The following is a 19052-nucleotide window of genomic DNA, read 5'->3' on the forward strand; positions in this document are numbered from 1 at the left end:
GGCCGGGGACGATGAGGTGGGGTAACCATGAACGCGCCGTACGACGGTGACCGCGGCCGTGCCGCGGGCAGCTCGGGCTACCCCGAGTCAGGTGGGCCCGAGGGCTCGCCGGCCGAGCACGGCCAGGTACCGCCGCAGCCACCCGCGGACATGTACCTCCAGGACGCCTACGACCAGGATCCCTACCGGGCACAGGACCTCGCCTCACAGGACCCGGTCGCCGAGGCGCTCTACGACCGCGCCGCGCACCCACCGCCCCCTGCGGGCACGTACCAGCCGCAGCAGATGTACGCCCAGCCGCCGCAGTCGCCCTACGCGCCCGACCCGCAGGTGTGGGCCCGGACGCCGGCGCCGGAGCCGGAGGGCCCGACGCGGCACCTGCCGTACGGCGACGACCCCAGGACCACCCAATTCGTGGGGGTGGACGACCTGGTCTCCCAGGCGGGCGAGCCGCGCCAGGAGCCGGACGCCTTCGCGCACCTCTACCGGGACCAGCAGCAGAACAGCGGTCACCCGTCGTACGAGCAGCCGTCGGTCCCCGGCCCGTCCCAGGCCCCCGGGCAGATGGCACCAGGCCAATACACGGCACAGGGCCAGTACGGGGCGCAGAGTCCGAGTCCGTACGGCGCGCCCGGCCAGACCGCACCGGCCCCGCCCCTCGTGGACGAACCCTCAGCCCCGGAGCCCACTGCCTCGCCGGCACCCAAGAAGGGCGGCCGCGCCGCGGGGCTCATGAAGTCCAGCGCCGTGATGGCGGCGGGCACGCTGGTCTCCCGCCTCACCGGCTTCATCCGCTCCGCGCTGATCGTGTCGGCCATCGGCGTGGGCTTCCTCGGTGACACCTTCCAGGTCGCCTACCAGTTGCCGACGATGATCTACATCCTCACGGTCGGCGGCGGGCTCAACTCCGTCTTCGTGCCGCAACTCGTGCGTGCCATGAAGGACGACGAGGACGGCGGCGAGGCGTACGCCAACCGCCTGCTGACCCTCGTCATGGTGGCGCTCGGCGCACTCACCGCGCTGGGGGTCTTCGGCGCGCCGCTCCTGATCCGCATGATGTCCCCCTCGATCGCCAGCGACCCCGCGGCGAACCAGGTCGCCATCACCTTCGCCCAGTACTTCCTGCCCTCGATCTTCTTCATGGGCATCCACGTGGTGATGGGCCAGATCCTCAACGCCCGCGGGAAGTTCGGCGCGATGATGTGGACCCCGGTCCTGAACAACATCGTCATCATCGTGACGTTGGGCATGTTCATCTACGTCTACGGCACCGCCGCCGACTCCGGGATGAAGGTCACGACCATCCCGCCGGAGGGCCAGCGCCTCCTCGGCATCGGCGTCCTGCTCGGCCTCGTGGTCCAGGCGCTGGCGATGATCCCCTACCTGCGGGAGACCGGCTTCCGGCTGCGGCTGCGCTTCGACTGGAAGGGCCAGGGCCTCGGCAAGGCCATCACGCTCGCCAAGTGGACGGTCCTGTTCGTCCTCGCCAACCAGGCGGGCGCCATGATCGTCATCTGGCTGTCCACCGCGGCGGGCAAGGGCTCGTCCGTCGTCGGCACCGGCTTCTCCGCCTACGCCAACGCACAGCTGATCTGGGGCCTGCCGCAGGCCATCATCACGGTCTCCCTCATGGCCGCTCTGCTGCCGCGTCTGTCGCGCTCGGCGGCCGAGGGCGACGCAGGGGCCGTCCGCGACGACATCTCCCAGGGCCTGCGCACCACGGCGGTCGCGATCGTGCCGATCGCGTTCGGTTTCCTCGCGCTCGGCATCCCCCTGTGCACGCTGATGTTCGGCTCCTCGGGCACCAGCGCGGCCACCAACATGGGCTTCATGCTGATGGCGTTCGGTCTCGGCCTGATCCCGTACTCGGTGCAGTACGTCGTCCTGCGGGCCTTCTACGCCTACGAGGACACCCGAACCCCCTTCTACAACACGGTCATCGTGGCCGCGGTCAACGCGGGCGCGTCGGCGGTCTGCTACTTCGTCGTCCCGTCCCGCTGGGCCGTGGTCGGCATGGCCGCCTCGTACGGCCTGGCGTACGCGATCGGTGTCGGCGTCGCCTGGAGCCGGCTGCGCAAGCGGCTGGGCGGGGACCTCGACGGCGCCCGCGTCCTGCGGACCTACGCCCGGCTGTGCATCGCGTCGATCCCGGCCGCGCTGCTCAGCGGCGCCGCCTGCTACGGCATCGGCCAGACCCTCGGCCAGGGCGTCATGGGCTCGCTCGCCGGGGTGCTGGCCGGCGGTGCCGTGCTTCTCGGGATCTTCTTCGTCGCCGCCCGCCGCATGCGCATCGAGGAACTCAACTCGCTGGTCGGCATGGTCCGCGGACGCCTGGGACGCTGAGTCGGGGGGTAGGCGCACAACCATCGTCAGCCGCCGCGTGTCGTGCATTGCGGCGGACTGTGGGCACAATTGGTCTCGGCGTCGGGCGGCGCGCAACGGATGCCGGCCGGCGCGCACATGAATGGGGAGGCAGGAACGACGGTGGCGGAACGTAGTACGGCTGCCGTCGACGTGGCAGACAACAGCGACGACACGTCGCTGACCGCGCAGGCGGACCAGTCCACGGCCGACGGGGTGGCCAAGAACCGGGAGCGGGACACGGACAGCGACGAGGTACAGGAGAGCACCCGGACCGACGGGCCCGGAACGACCTCGCCGCCTGAACTGCACAGTGGGCACAAACTCGCCAGACGCTACCGCCTCGAGGAGTGCGTCACCCGTCTGGACGGTTTCAGCAGCTGGCGTGCCGTGGACGAGAAGCTCCGCCGTGCCGTCGGCGTGCACATCCTGCCCGCCGACCACTCACGGGCCCGCTCGGTCCTGGCCGCCGCACGCTCTTCCGCGCTCCTCGGCGACCCCCGCTTCGTCCAGGTGCTGGACGCGGTGGAGGAGAACGACCTCGTCTACGTCGTCCACGAGTGGCTTCCCGACGCGACGGAGCTGACCCCGCTGCTCGCCTCGGGGCCGCTGGAGCCGTACGACGCCTACCAGATGGTCAGTCAGATCTCCTCGGCCATGGCCGCTGCGCACCGGGAGGGTCTCGCCCATCTGCGCCTGAACCCCAATGCCGTGCTGCGTACCTCGACCGGTCAGTGGCGTATCCGCGGGCTCGCCGTGAACGCCGCCCTGCGCGGCGTCACGACCGAGACCCCGCAGCGCACCGACACCGAGGCCATCGGCGCCCTGCTGTACGCGGCTCTCACCCAGCGCTGGCCGTACGAGAGTGACGCCTACGGCCTGTCGGGCCTGCCGAAGGACATCGGCCTGATCGCACCCGACCAGGTGCGCGCCGGTGTGCACCGAGGGCTCTCCGAGCTGTCCATGCGCGCACTCGTCAACGACGGAGCCACCGCCTCCCGGCACGAGTCGCCGTGCACGACACCCGAGGAGCTGGTGAAAGCGATCGGCGAGATGCCCCGCATCCGCCCGCCGGAGCCCGCGTTCACCGCCCCGCCCGAGTACCAGCGCACGACGTACCAGCAAGGCACGTACGGCCGCCAGGCCCCGCGCCTCGGCGCCACCCAGCCCGTCCCCACCCCACCGCCCCCACTGCAGAGCCGCACGGGCAAGGCTCTGAAGTGGGCCGTGTCCGCGCTCCTGATCGCCGCACTGGGTCTCGGCAGCTGGCAGCTGGCGGACGCGCTCATGGACCAGGGCGGCAAGAACGAGGAGCCGGGCCAGACGCAGACGAACGACGGGAACGACAAGAGCCCGAAGAAGCCGACGGGCGGCAAGCCCATCGCCATCAGCGGTGCTCGCGACTTCGACCCCTTCGGCGCTGACGGTTCCGAGAAGCCGTCCGACATAGGGAAGGTCTACGACAACAGCACGGCCACGTACTGGCAGACGGACTTCTACCTGAGTTCGGACTTCGGCCGCCTGAAGTCGGGTGTCGGTGTCATCCTCGACCTCGGCAAGGTCCAGCAGGTCGGCAAGGTCAAGGTCACCTTCGTCGGGGACACCTCGGTCGAGCTACGCAGCGCGGACGCGGGCTCGGAGCCGACGTCCTTCGACGCCTACACCAAGGTCGCCGAGGGCACCGGGACGACAGTGGAACTCAAGCCCAAGGCCCTCAAGAGCCGCTACCTCCTGGTGTGGCTGACCGAGCTGCCCATGCAGTCGGACGACGGCAAGTGGCGCGGCAGGGTGGCGGACATCAAGGTGACCAGCTGACAGCATCTGCCTCGAGGAAGGAGGCCGATGGCAGACGGCACCGGGTACGACGGAGTAAGCGATCAGGACCTGCTCGCCCGCCATGTCGAAGGCGACCCCGACGCCTTCGCTGAGATCGTGCGGCGGCATCGCGATCGCCTCTGGGCCGTCGCCCTGCGGACGCTGGGGGACCGCGAGGAGGCCGCTGACGCGGTGCAGGACGCCCTCGTGTCCGCCTACCGGGCCGCCCACACCTTCCGGGGCCAGTCGGCCGTCACAACCTGGCTGCACAGGATCACGGTGAACGCCTGCCTGGACCGCGCCCGCAAGGTCGCCTCACGGAAGACGTCTCCCGTCGACGACACCGAGCGTCTCGAGCAGCTGCTGGAGCCGCACGAGTCGGCCTCCGCGCCCGCCGAGCGCAATGATCTCCACCGGCAGCTGATCGAAGCCTTGGGCACCCTGCCGACCGACCAGCGCGCGGCGCTCGTCCTGGTGGACATGCAGGGCTACCCGGTCGCCGAGGCGGCCCGCATCCTCGACGTGCCGACCGGCACGGTGAAGAGCCGGTGCGCACGCGGAAGAGCCAGACTCCTGCCGCTGCTCACCCATCTACGGCCGGACAGCGGCGGCGAGGGCAAGAAGCCGGGCGGGGAGCGGAACCGGACGCAAGAGCCAACCGTCCCACCCGCAGCGGGACCAAGCCGGACGGGACCGCCGGACACAGGACCGAGCGACTCAGCTGCAGTGAAGGGCGGAGGTGGACGAGCGTGACGTCGACGACAGACATGGCCGGGCACCCGGACGTCACGGAGATCTCCGACCTCTCCGAAGGCATCCTCCCGCCGTCCCGGAGCACCGACGTGCGCCGTCATCTGGAGGACTGCGAGCTCTGCGCGGACGTCTATGCCTCTCTGGAGGAGATCCGCGGCCTGCTCGGCACACTGCCGGGCCCGCCGCGCATGCCCGCCGATGTCGCAGGCCGCATCGATGCCGCACTCGCCGCGGAGGCTCTGCTGCACGCCACGGGGCCCGAGGCCCCAGAGGATGCGACAGCAGCACCGCTGAGTGCCCCCCGCTCCGCTTCCGAGGACGACAGCGGTGTGCATGTTTCACGTGAAACATCGACGACCGTCGACCGGCCCGCCGGGCGCCCCCGCTCTTCCACTACCGGACCGGGCCGCAAGGGCCGCACACGGAACGGGCAGCGCAGGATCGCCGTTCTGGGGACCGTCTTCACTGTGGCGGCCTTGGGGCTGGGCTCCGTCCTCCTGTCGTCGCTCGGTGACAACAAGCCGCCCCACGACACAGCGGGCGATCGGCAGGCCACCGCCGCAGACACCTTCTCCGAGGGCAAGCTGGAGAAGCAGGTCACCGACCTCCTGGCCGAGAACCAGAGCGAGCAAGGCGGCGGCTCCCGCACCCCCTTCGGCGCGGAGACCGCCGGCACCAACCACCACAGGATCCTCAGGGAACCCACAGTGCCCGGCTGCGTCCGTGACGGCATCGGGCGCAAGGACGCGGCCCTGGCCGTCGAGAACGGCAGGTATCAGGGGAAGAAGGCCATGCTCGTGCTGCTTCCCAACGCCTCCGACGCCTCGCGAGTCACCGCCTATGTCGTCGACGCGACCTGTGTAGATCACCAGGCGTCCACTGCCAAGGGCAAGGTACTCCTGCAGCGCTCCTACCCGTCCGCCTGAGCGAGTGCATCCTCTTTGCCCTGCGTGGTATCCAGCACAGTGCCGCATCTCCGTGTGCCCGGACACAGCGGGAATGCGCGCCCCTTAGGATCCGTTGGGTGGTGTGAGAGTCCCGAGAGAAGCTCCACCGGTCGAACGACGCAGTCCAGAGACGAGGAAACAAGCCGTGAGCGACGTCCGTAACGTGATCATCATCGGCTCCGGGCCCGCCGGCTACACGGCGGCGCTCTACACCGCGCGCGCGTCGCTGAAGCCACTGGTGTTCGAAGGCGCCGTCACCGCCGGCGGTGCGCTCATGAACACCACCGACGTCGAGAACTTCCCTGGCTTCCGGGACGGCATCATGGGCCCTGAGCTCATGGACAACATGCGTGCCCAGGCGGAGCGCTTCGGTGCCGAGCTCGTCCCGGACGATGTCGTGAACGTCGACCTGTCCGGCGAGATCAAGACCGTCACGGACACCGCCGGCACCGTCCACCGGGCGAAGGCCGTCATCGTCTCCACCGGCTCGCAGCACCGCAAGCTCGGTCTGCCGAACGAGGACGCCCTCTCCGGCCGTGGGGTGTCCTGGTGCGCCACCTGTGACGGGTTCTTCTTCAAGGACCAGGACATCGCCGTGATCGGTGGTGGCGACACCGCCATGGAGGAGGCCACCTTCCTCTCGCGGTTCGCCAAGTCCGTGACCGTGGTCCACCGTCGAGACACCCTGCGCGCCTCCAAGGCCATGCAGGAGCGCGCCTTCGCCGACCCGAAGATCAAGTTCGTGTGGGACAGCGAGGTCGCCGAGATCCAGGGCGACCCGAAGCTCTCGGGTCTGAAGCTGCGCAACCTCAAGACCGGTGAGCTCTCCGACCTGCCGGTGACCGGCCTGTTCATCGCCATCGGCCACGACCCCCGCACCGAGCTCTTCAAGGGTCAGCTCGACCTGGACGAGGAGGGCTACCTGAAGGTGGAGGCGCCGTCGACGCGCACGAACCTGACCGGTGTCTTCGGTGCCGGCGACGTGGTCGACCACACCTACCGTCAGGCGATCACCGCGGCCGGGACCGGTTGCTCCGCCGCGCTCGACGCCGAGCGCTTCCTCGCCGCCCTCTCGGACGAGGAGCAGCCCGAGCCCGAGAAGACCTCCGTCTGAACCTCTCCCTACCCGCCCCACGCACCAACCAGTTAAGGAGCCCGCCGTGGCCGGCACCCTGAAGAACGTGACCGACGACTCCTTCGAGCAGGACGTCCTCAAGAGCGACAAGCCTGTCCTGGTGGACTTCTGGGCCGCCTGGTGCGGTCCCTGCCGCCAGATCGCGCCGTCCCTCGAGGCGATCGCCTCCGAGTACGGCGAAAAGATCGAGGTCGTCAAGCTGAACATCGACGAGAACCCGGGTACGGCCGCCAAGTACGGCGTCATGTCCATCCCGACCCTGAACGTCTACCAGGGTGGCGAGGTCGCCAAGACCATCGTGGGCGCGAAGCCGAAGGCCGCGATCGTTCGCGACCTCGAGGAGTTCATCGCCGAGTGAATCGGCTGAGCCGTCGCAGCGACGGTGCATGTTTCACGTGAAACACGAATGGGCCAACCCGGAAAGGGTTGGCCCATTCGTGTGACTGCATGCCTCTACAGCGGTCGCAGAGCCGGCTCCTTCTGTACGGCGCCCAGGAGCCGGTCCAGTGCCAGCTCGACGTCTTCCTTCCAGGAGAGCGTGGATCTCAGCTCCAGCCTCAGCCGGGGGCTGGTGGGGTGCTGCCTCACCGTCTTGAAGCCCACCGCCAGGAGATGGTCGGCGGGCAGCAGACAGGCCGGCTCCTTCCAGCGCACATCCCCGAACGCCTCGATCGCCTTGACGTCGCGCCGCAGCAAATCCTTGGCGACCGTCTGAACCATGACCCGGCCCAGTCCTTGCCCCTGGTAGCCCGGCAGGATGAACGCGGTCATCAGCTGAACCGCGTCAGGGGAGATGGGACTCGTGGGAAACGCCGTGGAGCGGGGGACGTAGGCGGGAGGTGCGTAGAGCACAAAGCCCACCGGCACATCGTCGACGTACACGACCCGGCCGCAGGATCCCCAGTCCAGCAGAACAGCCGAAATCCAGGATTCCTTCTCCAGAGCGGGCGTACCCGCCTTTACCGCGGCCTCACCGCTGACTGGGTCGAGTTCCCAGAAGACACATGAGCGGCAGCGCTTGGGAAGGTCCTGAAGGTTGTCCAGCGTGAGCGGTACGAGCCGACGCCCCATGAAGGCTGTTCCTCGCTTCCTTCGCCCGCCGCGTCGCGGGCGGCTGTCAGAGCGCTCCGTTCCCTGAGGAGACTGCCGATGAACCCACCGACCGCCCCCAGCCCCAAACCGGCGCTCACCAGTCCGGTGCGGCTCATCGTTCCCATGGCCCCTGCCTTCCTTTCAGAGGTGCTGCCGGATGGTCGCGCCATACCCCAACGCATCGTATCCACGATGCGATTCCATCGATACCGCCAAAAAGGAAAGAGCGGGCCACGTTCCGGTACACACCGGACACGGCCCGCTCTGTCGGATACACAGCCGAGGCTCCTGCCGGAGGCTCAGGAATCGCTCTCCTCAGAGTCACTCTCCACAAGGCTCTTCTGCAGGACCGGCCCCTCTCCGGGAGCGAGGGAACCCAGGATCCGCTCGAGGTCCTCCATGGAGGCGAACTCGACGGTGATCTTCCCCTTCTTCTGACCCAGGTCGACCTTCACCCGCGTCTCGAAACGGTCCGACAGCCGCGTGGCGAGGTCGGACAGCGCGGGAGAGACCAGGGCGCCGGCTCGCGGCCCCTTGGGCCGCTGAGCCTTCTGCGGCCGTGAGCCCATCAGGGTCACGATCTCCTCGACAGCCCGCACCGAGAGTCCCTCGGCCACGATGCGGTGCGCCAGCCTGTCCTGCTCCTCCGAGTCCTCGACGGACAGCAGTGCCCGTGCGTGGCCGGCGGAGAGCACCCCGGCGGCAACGCGGCGCTGCACAGCCGGAGAGAGCTTCAGCAGGCGCAGGGTGTTGGAGACCTGCGGGCGGGATCGGCCGATGCGGTCCGCCAACTGGTCGTGCGTGCAGTTGAAGTCCCTCAGCAACTGGTCGTAGGCCGCTGCCTCTTCCAGCGGGTTCAGCTGGGCGCGGTGCAGGTTCTCCAGCAGAGCGTCCAGGAGGAGCTTCTCGTCCTCCGTGGCCCGCACGATGGCGGGGATCGCCTCCAGTCCTGCCTCGCGGCAGGCACGCCAGCGGCGCTCGCCCATGATGAGCTCGTAGCGGGCGGGCCCCACCTGTCGTACGACGACCGGCTGGAGGAGCCCGACCTCCTTGATGGAAGTGATGAGCTCTGCCAGAGCGTCATCGTCGAAGACCTCACGCGGCTGCCGCGGGTTCGGCGTGATGTCGTCGAGTGGGATCTCGGCGAAGTGCGCACCGATGGGCGCCGCAGGCACGGCGGGATCGCTGGGCTGAACCGGCTCCTCTGTTTCACGTGAAACAGCCGGAAGAGTCGCCACCTTCGCAGCCGCCACCCCACGGTCGTTCGGCAGTGCGGGCACTGCCGTCGGGGATGCGGAAGCGGCTCCCCCTGCCGCCGCCTGGGCCACCGACTTCTCCGTGGGGGCAGCAGGGATCAGTGCGCCGAGTCCACGGCCCAGTCCCCTCCGTCGATCGCTCACTGGATGCCCTCCACCATGCTCGGGTCGTTCTGCTGTACGCCGATGTGGGCGTGCGTGGCTTCATAGCTGATGCCGACGCCCTTCAGCGCGATCTCTCGTGCCGCCTCCAGGTAAGAGAGGGCACCACTCGATCCTGGATCGTATGTCAGTACGGTCTGCCCATAACTCGGCGCCTCGGAGATACGGACGGACCGGGGGATGCTCGTCCGCAGTACCTCGTCGCCGAAGTGGGTGCGCACCTCGTCCGCGACCTGGGAAGCGAGGCGCGTCCGGCCGTCGTACATGGTGAGCAGGATGGTCGACACATGCAGGGCGGGGTTGAGGTGCCCGCGCACGAGGTCGACGTTGCGCAACAGCTGACCCAGGCCCTCCAGCGCGTAGTACTCGCACTGGATGGGGATCAGGACCTCCTGGCCCGCCACCAGCGCATTGACCGTCAGGAGGCCGAGTGAGGGCGGGCAGTCGATGAGGATGTAGTCCAGCGGCTGCTCGTACGCCTGGATGGCACGCTGCAGCCTGCTCTCCCGAGCCACCAGGGACACCAGCTCGATCTCAGCACCGGCGAGATCGATCGTGGCGGGGGCGCAGAAGAGACCCTCGACATCGGGGACGGGCTGGACGACCTCGGAGAGCGGCTTGCTCTCCACCAACACGTCATAGATGGAGGGGACTTCGGCGTGATGATCGATACCCAGCGCCGTAGACGCATTGCCCTGTGGGTCGAGGTCGACGACCAGGACGCGCCCTCCGTGCAGGGCCAGTGACGCGGCAAGGTTGACGGTCGTCGTCGTCTTGCCCACACCGCCCTTCTGGTTGGCGACCACCATGATCCGGGTCTGCTCGGGCCGTGGCAGGCCCTCGCCGGCGCGGCCCAGTGCCTCCACCGCCAGTTGAGCAGCACGACCGATGGGAGTGTCGTCCATCGGAGGCGGTGTTTCACGTGAAACATCCGCCCCCATCGACTCGGTACGGGGACCGGGGACCGGATCGGTCATCGGTCCCGCGATGTTGGCGTCGGACCGCAAGGATTCACTCTCCTCGACTTCAGGCTCGCTATGAACAGAGCCTCCCATGCCTTCGGGGTCGTGAACCAGTGAGGCCTGGCGTTCTGTGGAGAAATCCACCTCTGTGGACAACTCGGTTCCCTCATCGAGTGAACCGAGAGGCTTGCGGTCGCGGGGTTCGGCCGCAGCGCGGCCACGACTGATGATGCCGTGCAGCAGTGAGCGACGTTTCACGTGAAACACGATGCACAGCAGCCGTGGCCGAACTGCCGCGACACTCCGGCATGCATCGGTTTGGCAGCTTGTGTGGAGTACGTCTCGTCCTCAGGACGGATCAGCGTCGACGGGACGGGAACCGCTCAGCGGCGCCGACGGGCCCGACCCGTGCGAGCCGCCTTGGCACGCTTCGCGGCGAAGCGCACACCGCCGGGACTCTCCCCGACCTCGACCCGTACGACCGTCGACATCGGGTCCACCACGCCCTCACCCACATGCAGGATGGACGTCTCCACGGCACCCAGCTTGCTCAGTGCCGCCGACGCGCTCTTCAGCTCCTCCTCCGCGGCATCACCCTTGAGCGCGAGCATCTCGCCATAGGGCCGCAGCAGCGGGACACCCCAGGTGGCGAGACGGTCGAGCGGCGCGACGGCTCGGGCGGTCACGACGTGGACGGGCTGGATCTTCCCCATGACCTCTTCGGCCCGGCCGCGTACGACCGTCACGTGATCGAGGCCGAGCAGCTCCACGACCTCGGTGAGGAAGTTGGTGCGCCGCAACAGCGGCTCCAGCAGCGTGATCTTCAGATCCTCCCGGACGAGTGCCAGGGGAATGCCGGGCAGGCCGGCGCCCGAACCGACATCGCACACGGTCACGCCCTCGGGCACGACCTCCGAGAGCACCGCGCAGTTCAGCAGGTGCCGCTCCCACAGGCGGGGCACTTCTCGCGGGCCGATGAGACCGCGCTGCACGCCCGCCTGAGCGAGCAGCTCGGCGTACCGCACCGCATCCGCGAAGCGATCACCGAACACCTCGCGCGCCTGCTCGGGCGCGGGGGGAAGCTCCGCTGCCTCCGTCACGGGGGACCGTCCTTCCGTACCGCGTCAACGCGCCCAGCGCCGACGCCAGAACCACCAGAACTATCAGGCTGACAAAGTTCGGCCCCGCCTGCGCAACAGACGGGGCCGGGAAACGTAGGGACCGATCAGGCGGGCAGCACGACGACGAAGCGCTGCGGCTCCTCGCCCTCGGACTCGCTGCGCAGGCCCGCGGCCTTGACCGCGTCGTGCACGACCTTGCGCTCGAACGGCGTCATCGGCTTCATCTTCACGGCCTCACCGCTGCTCTTGGCCTCGGCGGCGGCCTTGGCACCCAGCTCGGACAGCTCGGAGCGCTTCTGGGCGCGGTATCCCGCGATGTCGAGCATCAGACGGCTGCGGTCACCGGTCTCCCGGTGCACCGCCAGACGGGTGAGCTCCTGGAGCGCCTCCAGCACCTCACCGTCGCGGCCGACCAGCTTCTGCAGGTCGCGGCCCGAGTCGCTGATGATCGAGACGGAGGCGCGGTCGGCCTCGACGTCCATGTCGATGTCGCCGTCGAGGTCGGCGATGTCGAGCAGACCCTCCAGGTAGTCCGCAGCGATCTCGCCCTCCTGCTCCAGGCGGGACAGGGTGTCTGCACCCTCGGCAGCGGCGGAGGTGGTGCCTTCCGTCACGGGATGGACTCCTTCTTACTTCTTGGACGGGGACTTGGGCCGCTGCGGGCCCTTGCGCTGTCCGGACTGGGCCTTGCTGCGGGTAGCACCGCCGGACTTCGCTCCGCCCTTCTGGGCAGCGGCGGCGGGCTTGGCGTCGTCGGGCTCGTCGGACTTGCTGAGCGACGTCTTCGGCTCGGCCTCGCCGGCCGCCTTCGCGGCACCGGACTGGCGCTGGGACTTGCTCTGGCGCTTGGGCTGCTGACGCTTCGGCGTGGCCGTGGCCGACGTACCGTCCTCGGCCTCGACAGCGGCAGTGGTATCGCCCTTGATCACGGTGCCGTCGGCCTGGGCGACGAGTCCGGCCTTGCTGAGGCCGTTGATGAACTTGCGCTCGTACTCGTTGCGGTCGCGTCCCTTGGCGACGATCGCCTTGACGATGGCCCGGTCACGGCGCCGCCCGACCTTGCTGTGCTGCGAGACGTGCTTGTTCAGACGCTCGAGGTACGAGGCCTGGGCCTTGGAACCCGGGGTCGGGTTGTTGTGGATGACGTACATCTGCTGGCCCATGGTCCACACGTTGGTGGTCAGCCAGTAGACGAGGACACCGACGGGGAAGTTGATGCCGAAGACGGCGAACATGACCGGGAAGACGTACATCAGCATCTTCTGCTGCTGCATGAACGGCGTCTTCACCGTGGTGTCGACGTTCTTCGTCATCAGCTGGCGCTGGGTGAAGAACTGCGACGCCGACATCAGGACGATCATGATGGCGGTGACCACGCGGACGTCGGTGAGGGAGGCACCGAGTGCTTCCACCTTCGACGAGCTGTCGGTGAACTTCGCCGCGAGCGGCGCACCGGCGATGTGCGCCTTCTGAGCGCTCTGCAGCAGGCTCTGGTTGATGACACCGATGGTGTCGCCCGTCGCGATGCTGTTGAGCACGTGGTACAGGGCGAAGAAGAACGGCGACTGCGCCAGGATGGGAAGGCACGAGGAGAGCGGGTTGGTGCCCGTCTCCTTGTACAGCTTCATCATCTCTTCGGACTGACGCTGCTTGTCGTTCTTGTAGCGCTCCTGGATCTTCTTCATCTCGGGCTGGAGCGTCTGCATGGCCCGGGTCGCCTTGATCTGCTTCACGAAGAGCGGGATCAGGCAGATACGGATCAGGATCACCAGGGACACGATCGACAGGCCCCAGGCCCAGCCGGTGTCAGGGCCGAAGAGGGCGCCGTACACCGAGTGGAACTGGACGATGACCCAGGAGACGGGTGTGGTGATGAAGCTGAAGAGGCTGGCAATCGTGTCCACTAATCATGCTCCTTGGGCATGGGACGGTGTCTCTGCGGCCGGGCTCGAAGGACTGGACCGACTTGTGGGAGAAGTCTGTCCCTCGATGGCCGGTTCGGCGGCGGAGGGCCCGCCCTTGCGTGCACGCCACGCGGTACGCAGCATTTCGTGCCACCGCGGACGCTTGCGCGGCGGGACATGGTCCACACCACCCAGCGACCACGGATTGCACCGCAGGATGCGCCAGGCCGTGAGTGCCGTCCCCTTGATGGCACCGTGCCGGTCGATGGCCGTGTAGCCGTAGTGGGAGCACGACGGGTAGTACTTGCAGACCGGCCCGAGCAGCGGACTGATCGTCCACTGGTAGAGCTTGATCAGAGCCAGCAGCGGGTACTTCATCGCGCGCCCCCTCCCAGCAACCGCTGGAGAGCGGCATCCAGGTCTCGGGCCAGCTGTGCATGGTCGGCGTCACCCGATCCGGGCAGCGCTCGTACGACTACCAGGCTACCGGGGGGCAGCTGGGCGACTCGCTCGCGCATCAGATGGCGAAGCCTGCGCTTCACCTTGTTGCGCACCACCGCGCCACCCACAGCTTTGCTCACGACGAAACCCGCACGCGTCGGGGGAGCGCTCTCCCCAGGCGCATGCGGGTCCGTGGCACCGCTTCGAAGATGGACGACGAGGTACGGGCGTCCTGCCCGGCGTCCTCGCCGTACCGCGGTCGCGAAGTCCTCGCGCCGCCTCAGCCGATGCTCGGTAGGCAGCACGACGTCATGACCTGATCGGGATCAGGCGGACAGGTTGGCGCGACCCTTGCTGCGGCGGTTCGCGAGAATCGCGCGGCCGGCACGGGTACGCATCCGCAGGCGGAAGCCGTGGGTCTTCGCGCGACGACGGTTGTTCGGCTGGAAGGTGCGCTTGCTCACTCGGGGGCTCCAGAAGAAATCGGTAGATGCGGGGTGCCGTCCTGGCTGTCACCGTGCGCCCACGAGTAGCTCGCAGTTACGCCCGAGTGCACCGCTGACCGATCACCCAAATGACCTGTGCCCATCGGAGGCAGGCGGCAGCAGCCATCGACAACTCGACCTGGTTACGGTACGCGCGGCTACGCCATCCGGTCAAACCAGGAGTCGCCGGGAGACACTTGTCCACAGGCTGGGGACAACAACTTGAACCGTACCGGCTGCCCTGACTACCGTGACGGAACTCCGATTCGTTCCCTTATCCCTGCCCCACTCGATTGACATCCCGAGCCGTCCCGGAACCACACGTTCGTGGGACCTGTGAGAGAGCGTGCCCTGTGGCTGACGTACCTGCCGATCTTGCCGCAGTGTGGCCACGCGTATTGGAGCAGCTCCTCGGGGAGGGTCGCGGTCAGGGAGTCGAGACGAAGGACGAACACTGGATCCGGCGCTGCCAGCCGCTCGCGCTGGTCGCGGACACCGCCCTGCTCGCCGTACCGAACGAATTCGCGAAGGGCGTACTCGAGGGCCGGCTGGCGCCGATCGTCAGCGAGACACTGAGCCGCGAGTGCGGCCGCCCGATCCGGATCGCGATCACCGTCGACGATTCCGCGGGCGAGGCTCCCGCCCCGCCGGCGCCCACCGCCCGCCCTCAGCAGTCGCGCTACGAGGAGCCCGAGCTCCCCGCCGCCCGCCAGGAACGCGACGGATACGAGGGATACGGCCGCCACCGCGCCGACCAGATGCCGGGACCGGCCGGCGATCAGCTTCCGCCTACGCGCGGAGATCAACTGCCCACCCCGCGCCCCGCCTACCCGTCCGAGTACCAGCGCCCCGAGCCCGGCGCCTGGCCCCGGCCCACACAGGACGAGTACGGCTGGCAGCAGCAGCGACTCGGCTTCCCCGAGCGTGACCCGTACGCGTCACCGGCACAGGAGTCCTACGGCTCGCAGGACCAGTACGGCAACCAGGACCAGTACGGCGGCGGCGCTCAGGACACGTACAGCGCGCAGGACTCCTATAAATCCCACGGGTCCCAGGACTCGTACGGATCTCACGGATCCCACGGATCCCGCAGCTCACAGGACTCCTACAGCTCCCACGGATCCCGCGGCTCCCACGGATCACAGGACTCGTACGGATCACAGGACTCGTACGGCTCGTCCGCCCAGGACTACCGCCCGCAGTCCATGGAGCGCCCCTCCTACGAGCAGCCGCGCTCCGACTACGACACCTCACGCCCCGAATACGACCAGCGCGACGCGGTCCGCAGGGAGCTGCCCGAGCCGCCGGCCGGCTCGGGGCATGTGCACCGCGGCGGCCCCGTCGGCCCCAACCTGCCGACGACCGGTGCGCCCGGCCCGCTGGCCGCGCAGCCCGCGCCGGCGACCGGCCCCGGTGAGCCCACCGCGCGCCTGAACCCCAAGTACCTCTTCGACACGTTCGTCATCGGCGCCTCCAACCGCTTCGCGCACGCCGCCGCGGTCGCTGTCGCCGAAGCACCGGCGAAGGCGTACAACCCGTTGTTCATCTACGGCGAGTCCGGGCTCGGCAAGACACACCTGCTGCACGCCATCGGGCACTACGCCCGCAGCCTCTACCCGGGCACGCGCGTGCGGTACGTGAGCTCGGAGGAGTTCACCAACGAGTTCATCAACTCCATCCGCGACGGCAAGGGCGACAGCTTCCGCAAGCGGTACCGCGAGATGGACATCCTGCTCGTCGACGACATCCAGTTCCTCGCGGACAAGGAGTCGACGCAGGAGGAGTTCTTCCACACCTTCAACACGCTCCACAACGCCAACAAGCAGATCGTGCTGTCCAGTGACCGGCCGCCGAAGCAGCTGGTCACCCTGGAGGACCGGCTGCGGAACCGCTTCGAATGGGGCCTGATCACCGACGTCCAGCCGCCCGAGCTGGAGACTCGTATCGCGATCCTCCGCAAGAAGGCGGTGCAGGAGCAGCTGAACGCGCCGCCGGAGGTGCTGGAGTTCATCGCGTCCCGGATCTCGCGCAACATCCGCGAGCTTGAGGGCGCGCTGATCCGGGTCACGGCGTTCGCCTCGCTCAACCGGCAGCCGGTGGACCTGGGGCTGACGGAGATCGTCCTCAAGGACCTCATCCCCGGCGGCGAGGACTCGGCCCCCGAGATCACGTCGACGGCCATCATGGGCGCGACGGCGGACTACTTCGGGCTGACCGTCGAGGACCTGTGCGGCACGTCCCGGGGCCGCGCCCTCGTCACCGCCCGGCAGATCGCCATGTACCTGTGCCGTGAGCTGACGGACCTGTCGCTGCCGAAGATCGGCGCCCTGTTCGGCGGCCGCGACCACACGACGGTCATGCACGCGGACCGCAAGATCCGCAATCTGATGGCCGAGCGCCGCTCCATCTACAACCAGGTCACCGAGCTCACCAACCGCATCAAGAACGGCTGACACACCGAGCGACAGGCCGCTGAGGGCGCTCCCGGAGGAGGTTTCCGGGGGCGCCCTTCGTCATGTCGCGGTCCCTGGCTGTTCGATTACCTGCGGGGTTACGGCCACCCTCCACAGATTCGGTGGTTTTTTCCCGTCCACATCCTGGGGACCGGGAAGTTGTCCAGACTGTGTCCACAGAGGCTGCGACTGAAGGTCCATCAGGCCAGGTCACCCGCATGTGGATTCGTGGACGAACGATCTCCACAGACTGTGGACAGCAGGGAGATCCACAGGCTGTGCATCAAGTTATCCACCGACAACCCACAGGCTGGGGTGAGTTGTCCCCAGCGATCACCGGCTTCTCCACATCACTGTCCACTGTTCGGCAACACGACGCGCCTCCTCACCGGGTCGAGTGAAAGGCGTCACACAAACCCGCCGGGTTGGGCTGTGGGCAACATGGGTAAAGCTGGGGACGGCGCTGGGGAGAACTCGCCCCTCCCTGTGCACGGCGTGTGCAGAACTTTCTGTTCTCCACAGAGACACCAGGTTGTCCACTGCCGTAACCCACAGGACCGGTGGACAAAATTCCCGCTCTGAGCTGGGCAAACGGGGTTATCCACGGTATCCACAGCCCCTACTACTACTCCCAACTAGAGAGAGCTGGGAATTCGTTTCGAAGCGGGTCCTGTGCACAACTCGCTCTTCGGAGCCCGACCGCCCCTCGTCACGACTTGACCCCGAGAGGCACCTACTGTCAGTGCGGTGCGTCAGACTGGTCCCCGGTGTCCTCCCCGTCCTGGGGACCGTCGACACCGCGACAGACGACGAAGGCCAGGCAGAGCGAGAAGCGCCGGCAACAGCAGGAGGCGGCAACAGTGAAGATCCGGGTGGAACGCGACGTACTCGCGGAGGCAGTGGCCTGGGCAGCGCGCAGCCTCCCGGCCCGGCCGCCGGCGCCTGTCCTCGCCGGCCTGCTGCTGAAGGCCGAGGAAGGCCAGCTGAGCCTCTCCAGCTTCGACTACGAGGTCTCCGCGCGGGTCTCGGTGGAGACGGAAGTCGACGAGGAGGGCACGGTCCTGGTCTCCGGCCGCCTGCTCGCGGACATCTGCCGCGCACTCCCCAACCGGCCGGTGGAGATCTCCACAGACGGTGTACGGGCGACCGTGGTCTGCGGCTCCTCCCGGTTCACACTCCACACCCTGCCTGTGGAGGAGTACCCGGCCCTGCCGCAGATGCCGAACGCGACGGGCACGGTCCCCGGCGAGGTCTTCGCCTCCGCGGCCGCGCAGGTGGCCATCGCGGCCGGCCGTGACGACACGCTGCCCGTCCTCACGGGTGTGCGCATCGAGATCGAGGGCGACACCGTCACGCTGGCGTCCACCGACCGCTACCGCTTCGCGGTCCGCGAGTTCCTGTGGAAGCCGGAGAACCCGGAGGCCTCCGCGGTCGCCTTGGTGCCCGCCAAGACGCTCCTGGACACCGCCAAGGCTCTGACCAGCGGCGACCAGGTGATCCTGGCGCTGTCCGGCTCGGGCTCGGGCGAGGGCCTGATCGGCTTCGAGGGCGCGGGGCGTCGCACGACGACCCGTCTGCTGGAGGGCGACCTCCCGAAGTACCGTTCGCTGTTCCCGACGGAGTTCAACAGCGTCGCCGTCATCGAGACCGCCCCCTTCGTGGAGGCCGTCAAGCGTGTGGCCCTGGTCGCCGAGCGCAACACCCCGGTGCGGCTCAGCTTCGAGCAGGGCGTGCTGATCCTGGAGGCCGGTTCCAGCGACGACGCACAGGCTGTGGAGCGGGTCGACGCCCAGCTGGAGGGCGACGACGTGTCGATCGCCTTCAACCCGACGTTCCTGCTGGACGGCCTGAGCGCGATCGACTCCCCGGTCGCGCAGCTGTCCTTCACGACGTCCACTAAGCCCGCGCTGCTCAGCGGCAAGCCGGCGCTGGACGCGGAGGCGGACGACGCCTACAAGTACCTGATCATGCCGGTGCGGCTCAGCGGCTGAGCGCTCGGAAGCGGCCCCTGGTTGTCCACAGGCTGGAGGTAAAGCTGCAGGTGAGGGCCTACGACTGAGCGCGTATGCCCACAGATGTGCGCGAGCGTCCGGGTTTAGGCTCGGACGCGGCACGCGAGTGCTGTAACGCCACGTCGGACACCTGTACCCCTAAGGAAGACAACT

At 68.2% G+C, this 19052-nt stretch carries 17 protein-coding genes; 8 read left to right on the forward strand and 9 right to left on the reverse strand.

What is annotated here, in order from left to right:
• The first annotated feature begins 27 nt into the window (after positions 1-27).
• The 6 genes from murJ (at position 28) to trxA (ending at position 7369) form a co-directional block, all read left to right on the forward strand.
• A complete protein-coding gene (murJ, locus tag ACFZBT_RS18105) occupies positions 28-2343 on the forward strand; it encodes a murein biosynthesis integral membrane protein MurJ (RefSeq protein ID WP_391104288.1) in 2316 nt (771 codons plus the stop codon).
• A gap of 141 nt (positions 2344-2484) precedes the next feature.
• A complete protein-coding gene (locus ACFZBT_RS18110) occupies positions 2485-4176 on the forward strand; it encodes a protein kinase family protein (protein ID WP_391104291.1) in 1692 nt (563 codons plus the stop codon).
• A 27-nt stretch (positions 4177-4203) separates the two neighbouring features.
• On the forward strand, positions 4204-4929 hold the full coding sequence (gene sigM, locus ACFZBT_RS18115) for an RNA polymerase sigma factor SigM (protein ID WP_391104294.1): 726 nt from the start codon (positions 4204-4206) through the stop codon (positions 4927-4929).
• The gene (locus ACFZBT_RS18120; protein WP_391104297.1) at positions 4926-5855 is read left to right on the forward strand and encodes an anti-sigma factor family protein; all 930 of its coding nucleotides are present in this window, start codon (positions 4926-4928) and stop codon (positions 5853-5855) included. The genes sigM and ACFZBT_RS18120 overlap by 4 nt, the downstream gene beginning before the upstream one ends.
• Before the next feature lie 166 nt (positions 5856-6021).
• Positions 6022-6990, forward strand: a complete 969-nt coding sequence (gene trxB / locus ACFZBT_RS18125; protein ID WP_391104300.1) for a thioredoxin-disulfide reductase — start codon at positions 6022-6024, stop codon at positions 6988-6990.
• 46 nt (positions 6991-7036) lie between these two features.
• Positions 7037-7369, forward strand: a complete 333-nt coding sequence (gene trxA / locus ACFZBT_RS18130) for a thioredoxin (RefSeq protein ID WP_184593875.1) — start codon at positions 7037-7039, stop codon at positions 7367-7369.
• A 95-nt stretch (positions 7370-7464) separates the two neighbouring features.
• Here the strand turns inward: trxA and ACFZBT_RS18135 are convergent, their stop codons facing one another.
• From ACFZBT_RS18135 to rpmH, 9 genes are all read right to left on the reverse strand, one after another.
• Positions 7465-8082 (reverse strand): GNAT family N-acetyltransferase, encoded by a 618-nt coding sequence (locus tag ACFZBT_RS18135; RefSeq protein ID WP_391104304.1) that lies wholly within the window; start codon positions 8080-8082, stop codon positions 7465-7467.
• 320 nt (positions 8083-8402) lie between these two features.
• The gene (locus ACFZBT_RS18140) at positions 8403-9503 is read right to left on the reverse strand and encodes a ParB/RepB/Spo0J family partition protein (protein WP_391104307.1); all 1101 of its coding nucleotides are present in this window, start codon (positions 9501-9503) and stop codon (positions 8403-8405) included.
• Positions 9500-10576 carry a ParA family protein gene (locus ACFZBT_RS18145; RefSeq protein WP_189727359.1) on the reverse strand — a complete coding sequence of 359 codons (1077 nt, stop codon included), beginning with the start codon at positions 10574-10576 and terminating at the stop codon, positions 9500-9502. The genes ACFZBT_RS18140 and ACFZBT_RS18145 overlap by 4 nt, the downstream gene beginning before the upstream one ends.
• A gap of 290 nt (positions 10577-10866) precedes the next feature.
• Entirely contained in the window at positions 10867-11583 is a 717-nt protein-coding gene (gene rsmG / locus ACFZBT_RS18150) for a 16S rRNA (guanine(527)-N(7))-methyltransferase RsmG (protein ID WP_184593881.1), read from the reverse strand.
• Positions 11584-11708: 125 nt separating this feature from the next.
• Complete coding sequence (locus ACFZBT_RS18155) at positions 11709-12218, reverse strand: protein jag (protein ID WP_382492198.1); 510 nt, start codon at positions 12216-12218, stop codon at positions 11709-11711.
• A gap of 15 nt (positions 12219-12233) precedes the next feature.
• On the reverse strand, positions 12234-13508 hold the full coding sequence (yidC, locus tag ACFZBT_RS18160) for a membrane protein insertase YidC (protein ID WP_391104312.1): 1275 nt from the start codon (positions 13506-13508) through the stop codon (positions 12234-12236).
• 3 nt (positions 13509-13511) lie between these two features.
• Positions 13512-13886: a membrane protein insertion efficiency factor YidD gene (gene yidD / locus ACFZBT_RS18165; protein ID WP_391104315.1), complete on the reverse strand. Its 375-nt coding sequence runs from the start codon at positions 13884-13886 to the stop codon at positions 13512-13514.
• Positions 13883-14254 carry a ribonuclease P protein component gene (gene rnpA, locus ACFZBT_RS18170; protein ID WP_382581155.1) on the reverse strand — a complete coding sequence of 124 codons (372 nt, stop codon included), beginning with the start codon at positions 14252-14254 and terminating at the stop codon, positions 13883-13885. Before rnpA ends, yidD begins: the two co-directional genes overlap by 4 nt.
• Positions 14255-14275: 21 nt before the next feature.
• Positions 14276-14413 carry a 50S ribosomal protein L34 gene (gene rpmH / locus ACFZBT_RS18175; protein WP_018846094.1) on the reverse strand — a complete coding sequence of 46 codons (138 nt, stop codon included), beginning with the start codon at positions 14411-14413 and terminating at the stop codon, positions 14276-14278.
• A gap of 404 nt (positions 14414-14817) precedes the next feature.
• Between rpmH and dnaA the strand changes: the two genes are divergently transcribed.
• A complete protein-coding gene (gene dnaA, locus ACFZBT_RS18180; protein WP_391104471.1) occupies positions 14818-16887 on the forward strand; it encodes a chromosomal replication initiator protein DnaA in 2070 nt (689 codons plus the stop codon).
• An 860-nt stretch (positions 16888-17747) separates the two neighbouring features.
• Positions 17748-18878 carry a DNA polymerase III subunit beta gene (gene dnaN, locus ACFZBT_RS18185; RefSeq protein WP_382492188.1) on the forward strand — a complete coding sequence of 377 codons (1131 nt, stop codon included), beginning with the start codon at positions 17748-17750 and terminating at the stop codon, positions 18876-18878.
• Positions 18879-19052: the final 174 nt, after the last annotated feature.

It is taken from the genome of Streptomyces sp. NPDC008137, assembly GCF_042957035.1.
Classification (GTDB): Bacteria; Actinomycetota; Actinomycetes; order Streptomycetales; family Streptomycetaceae; genus Streptomyces.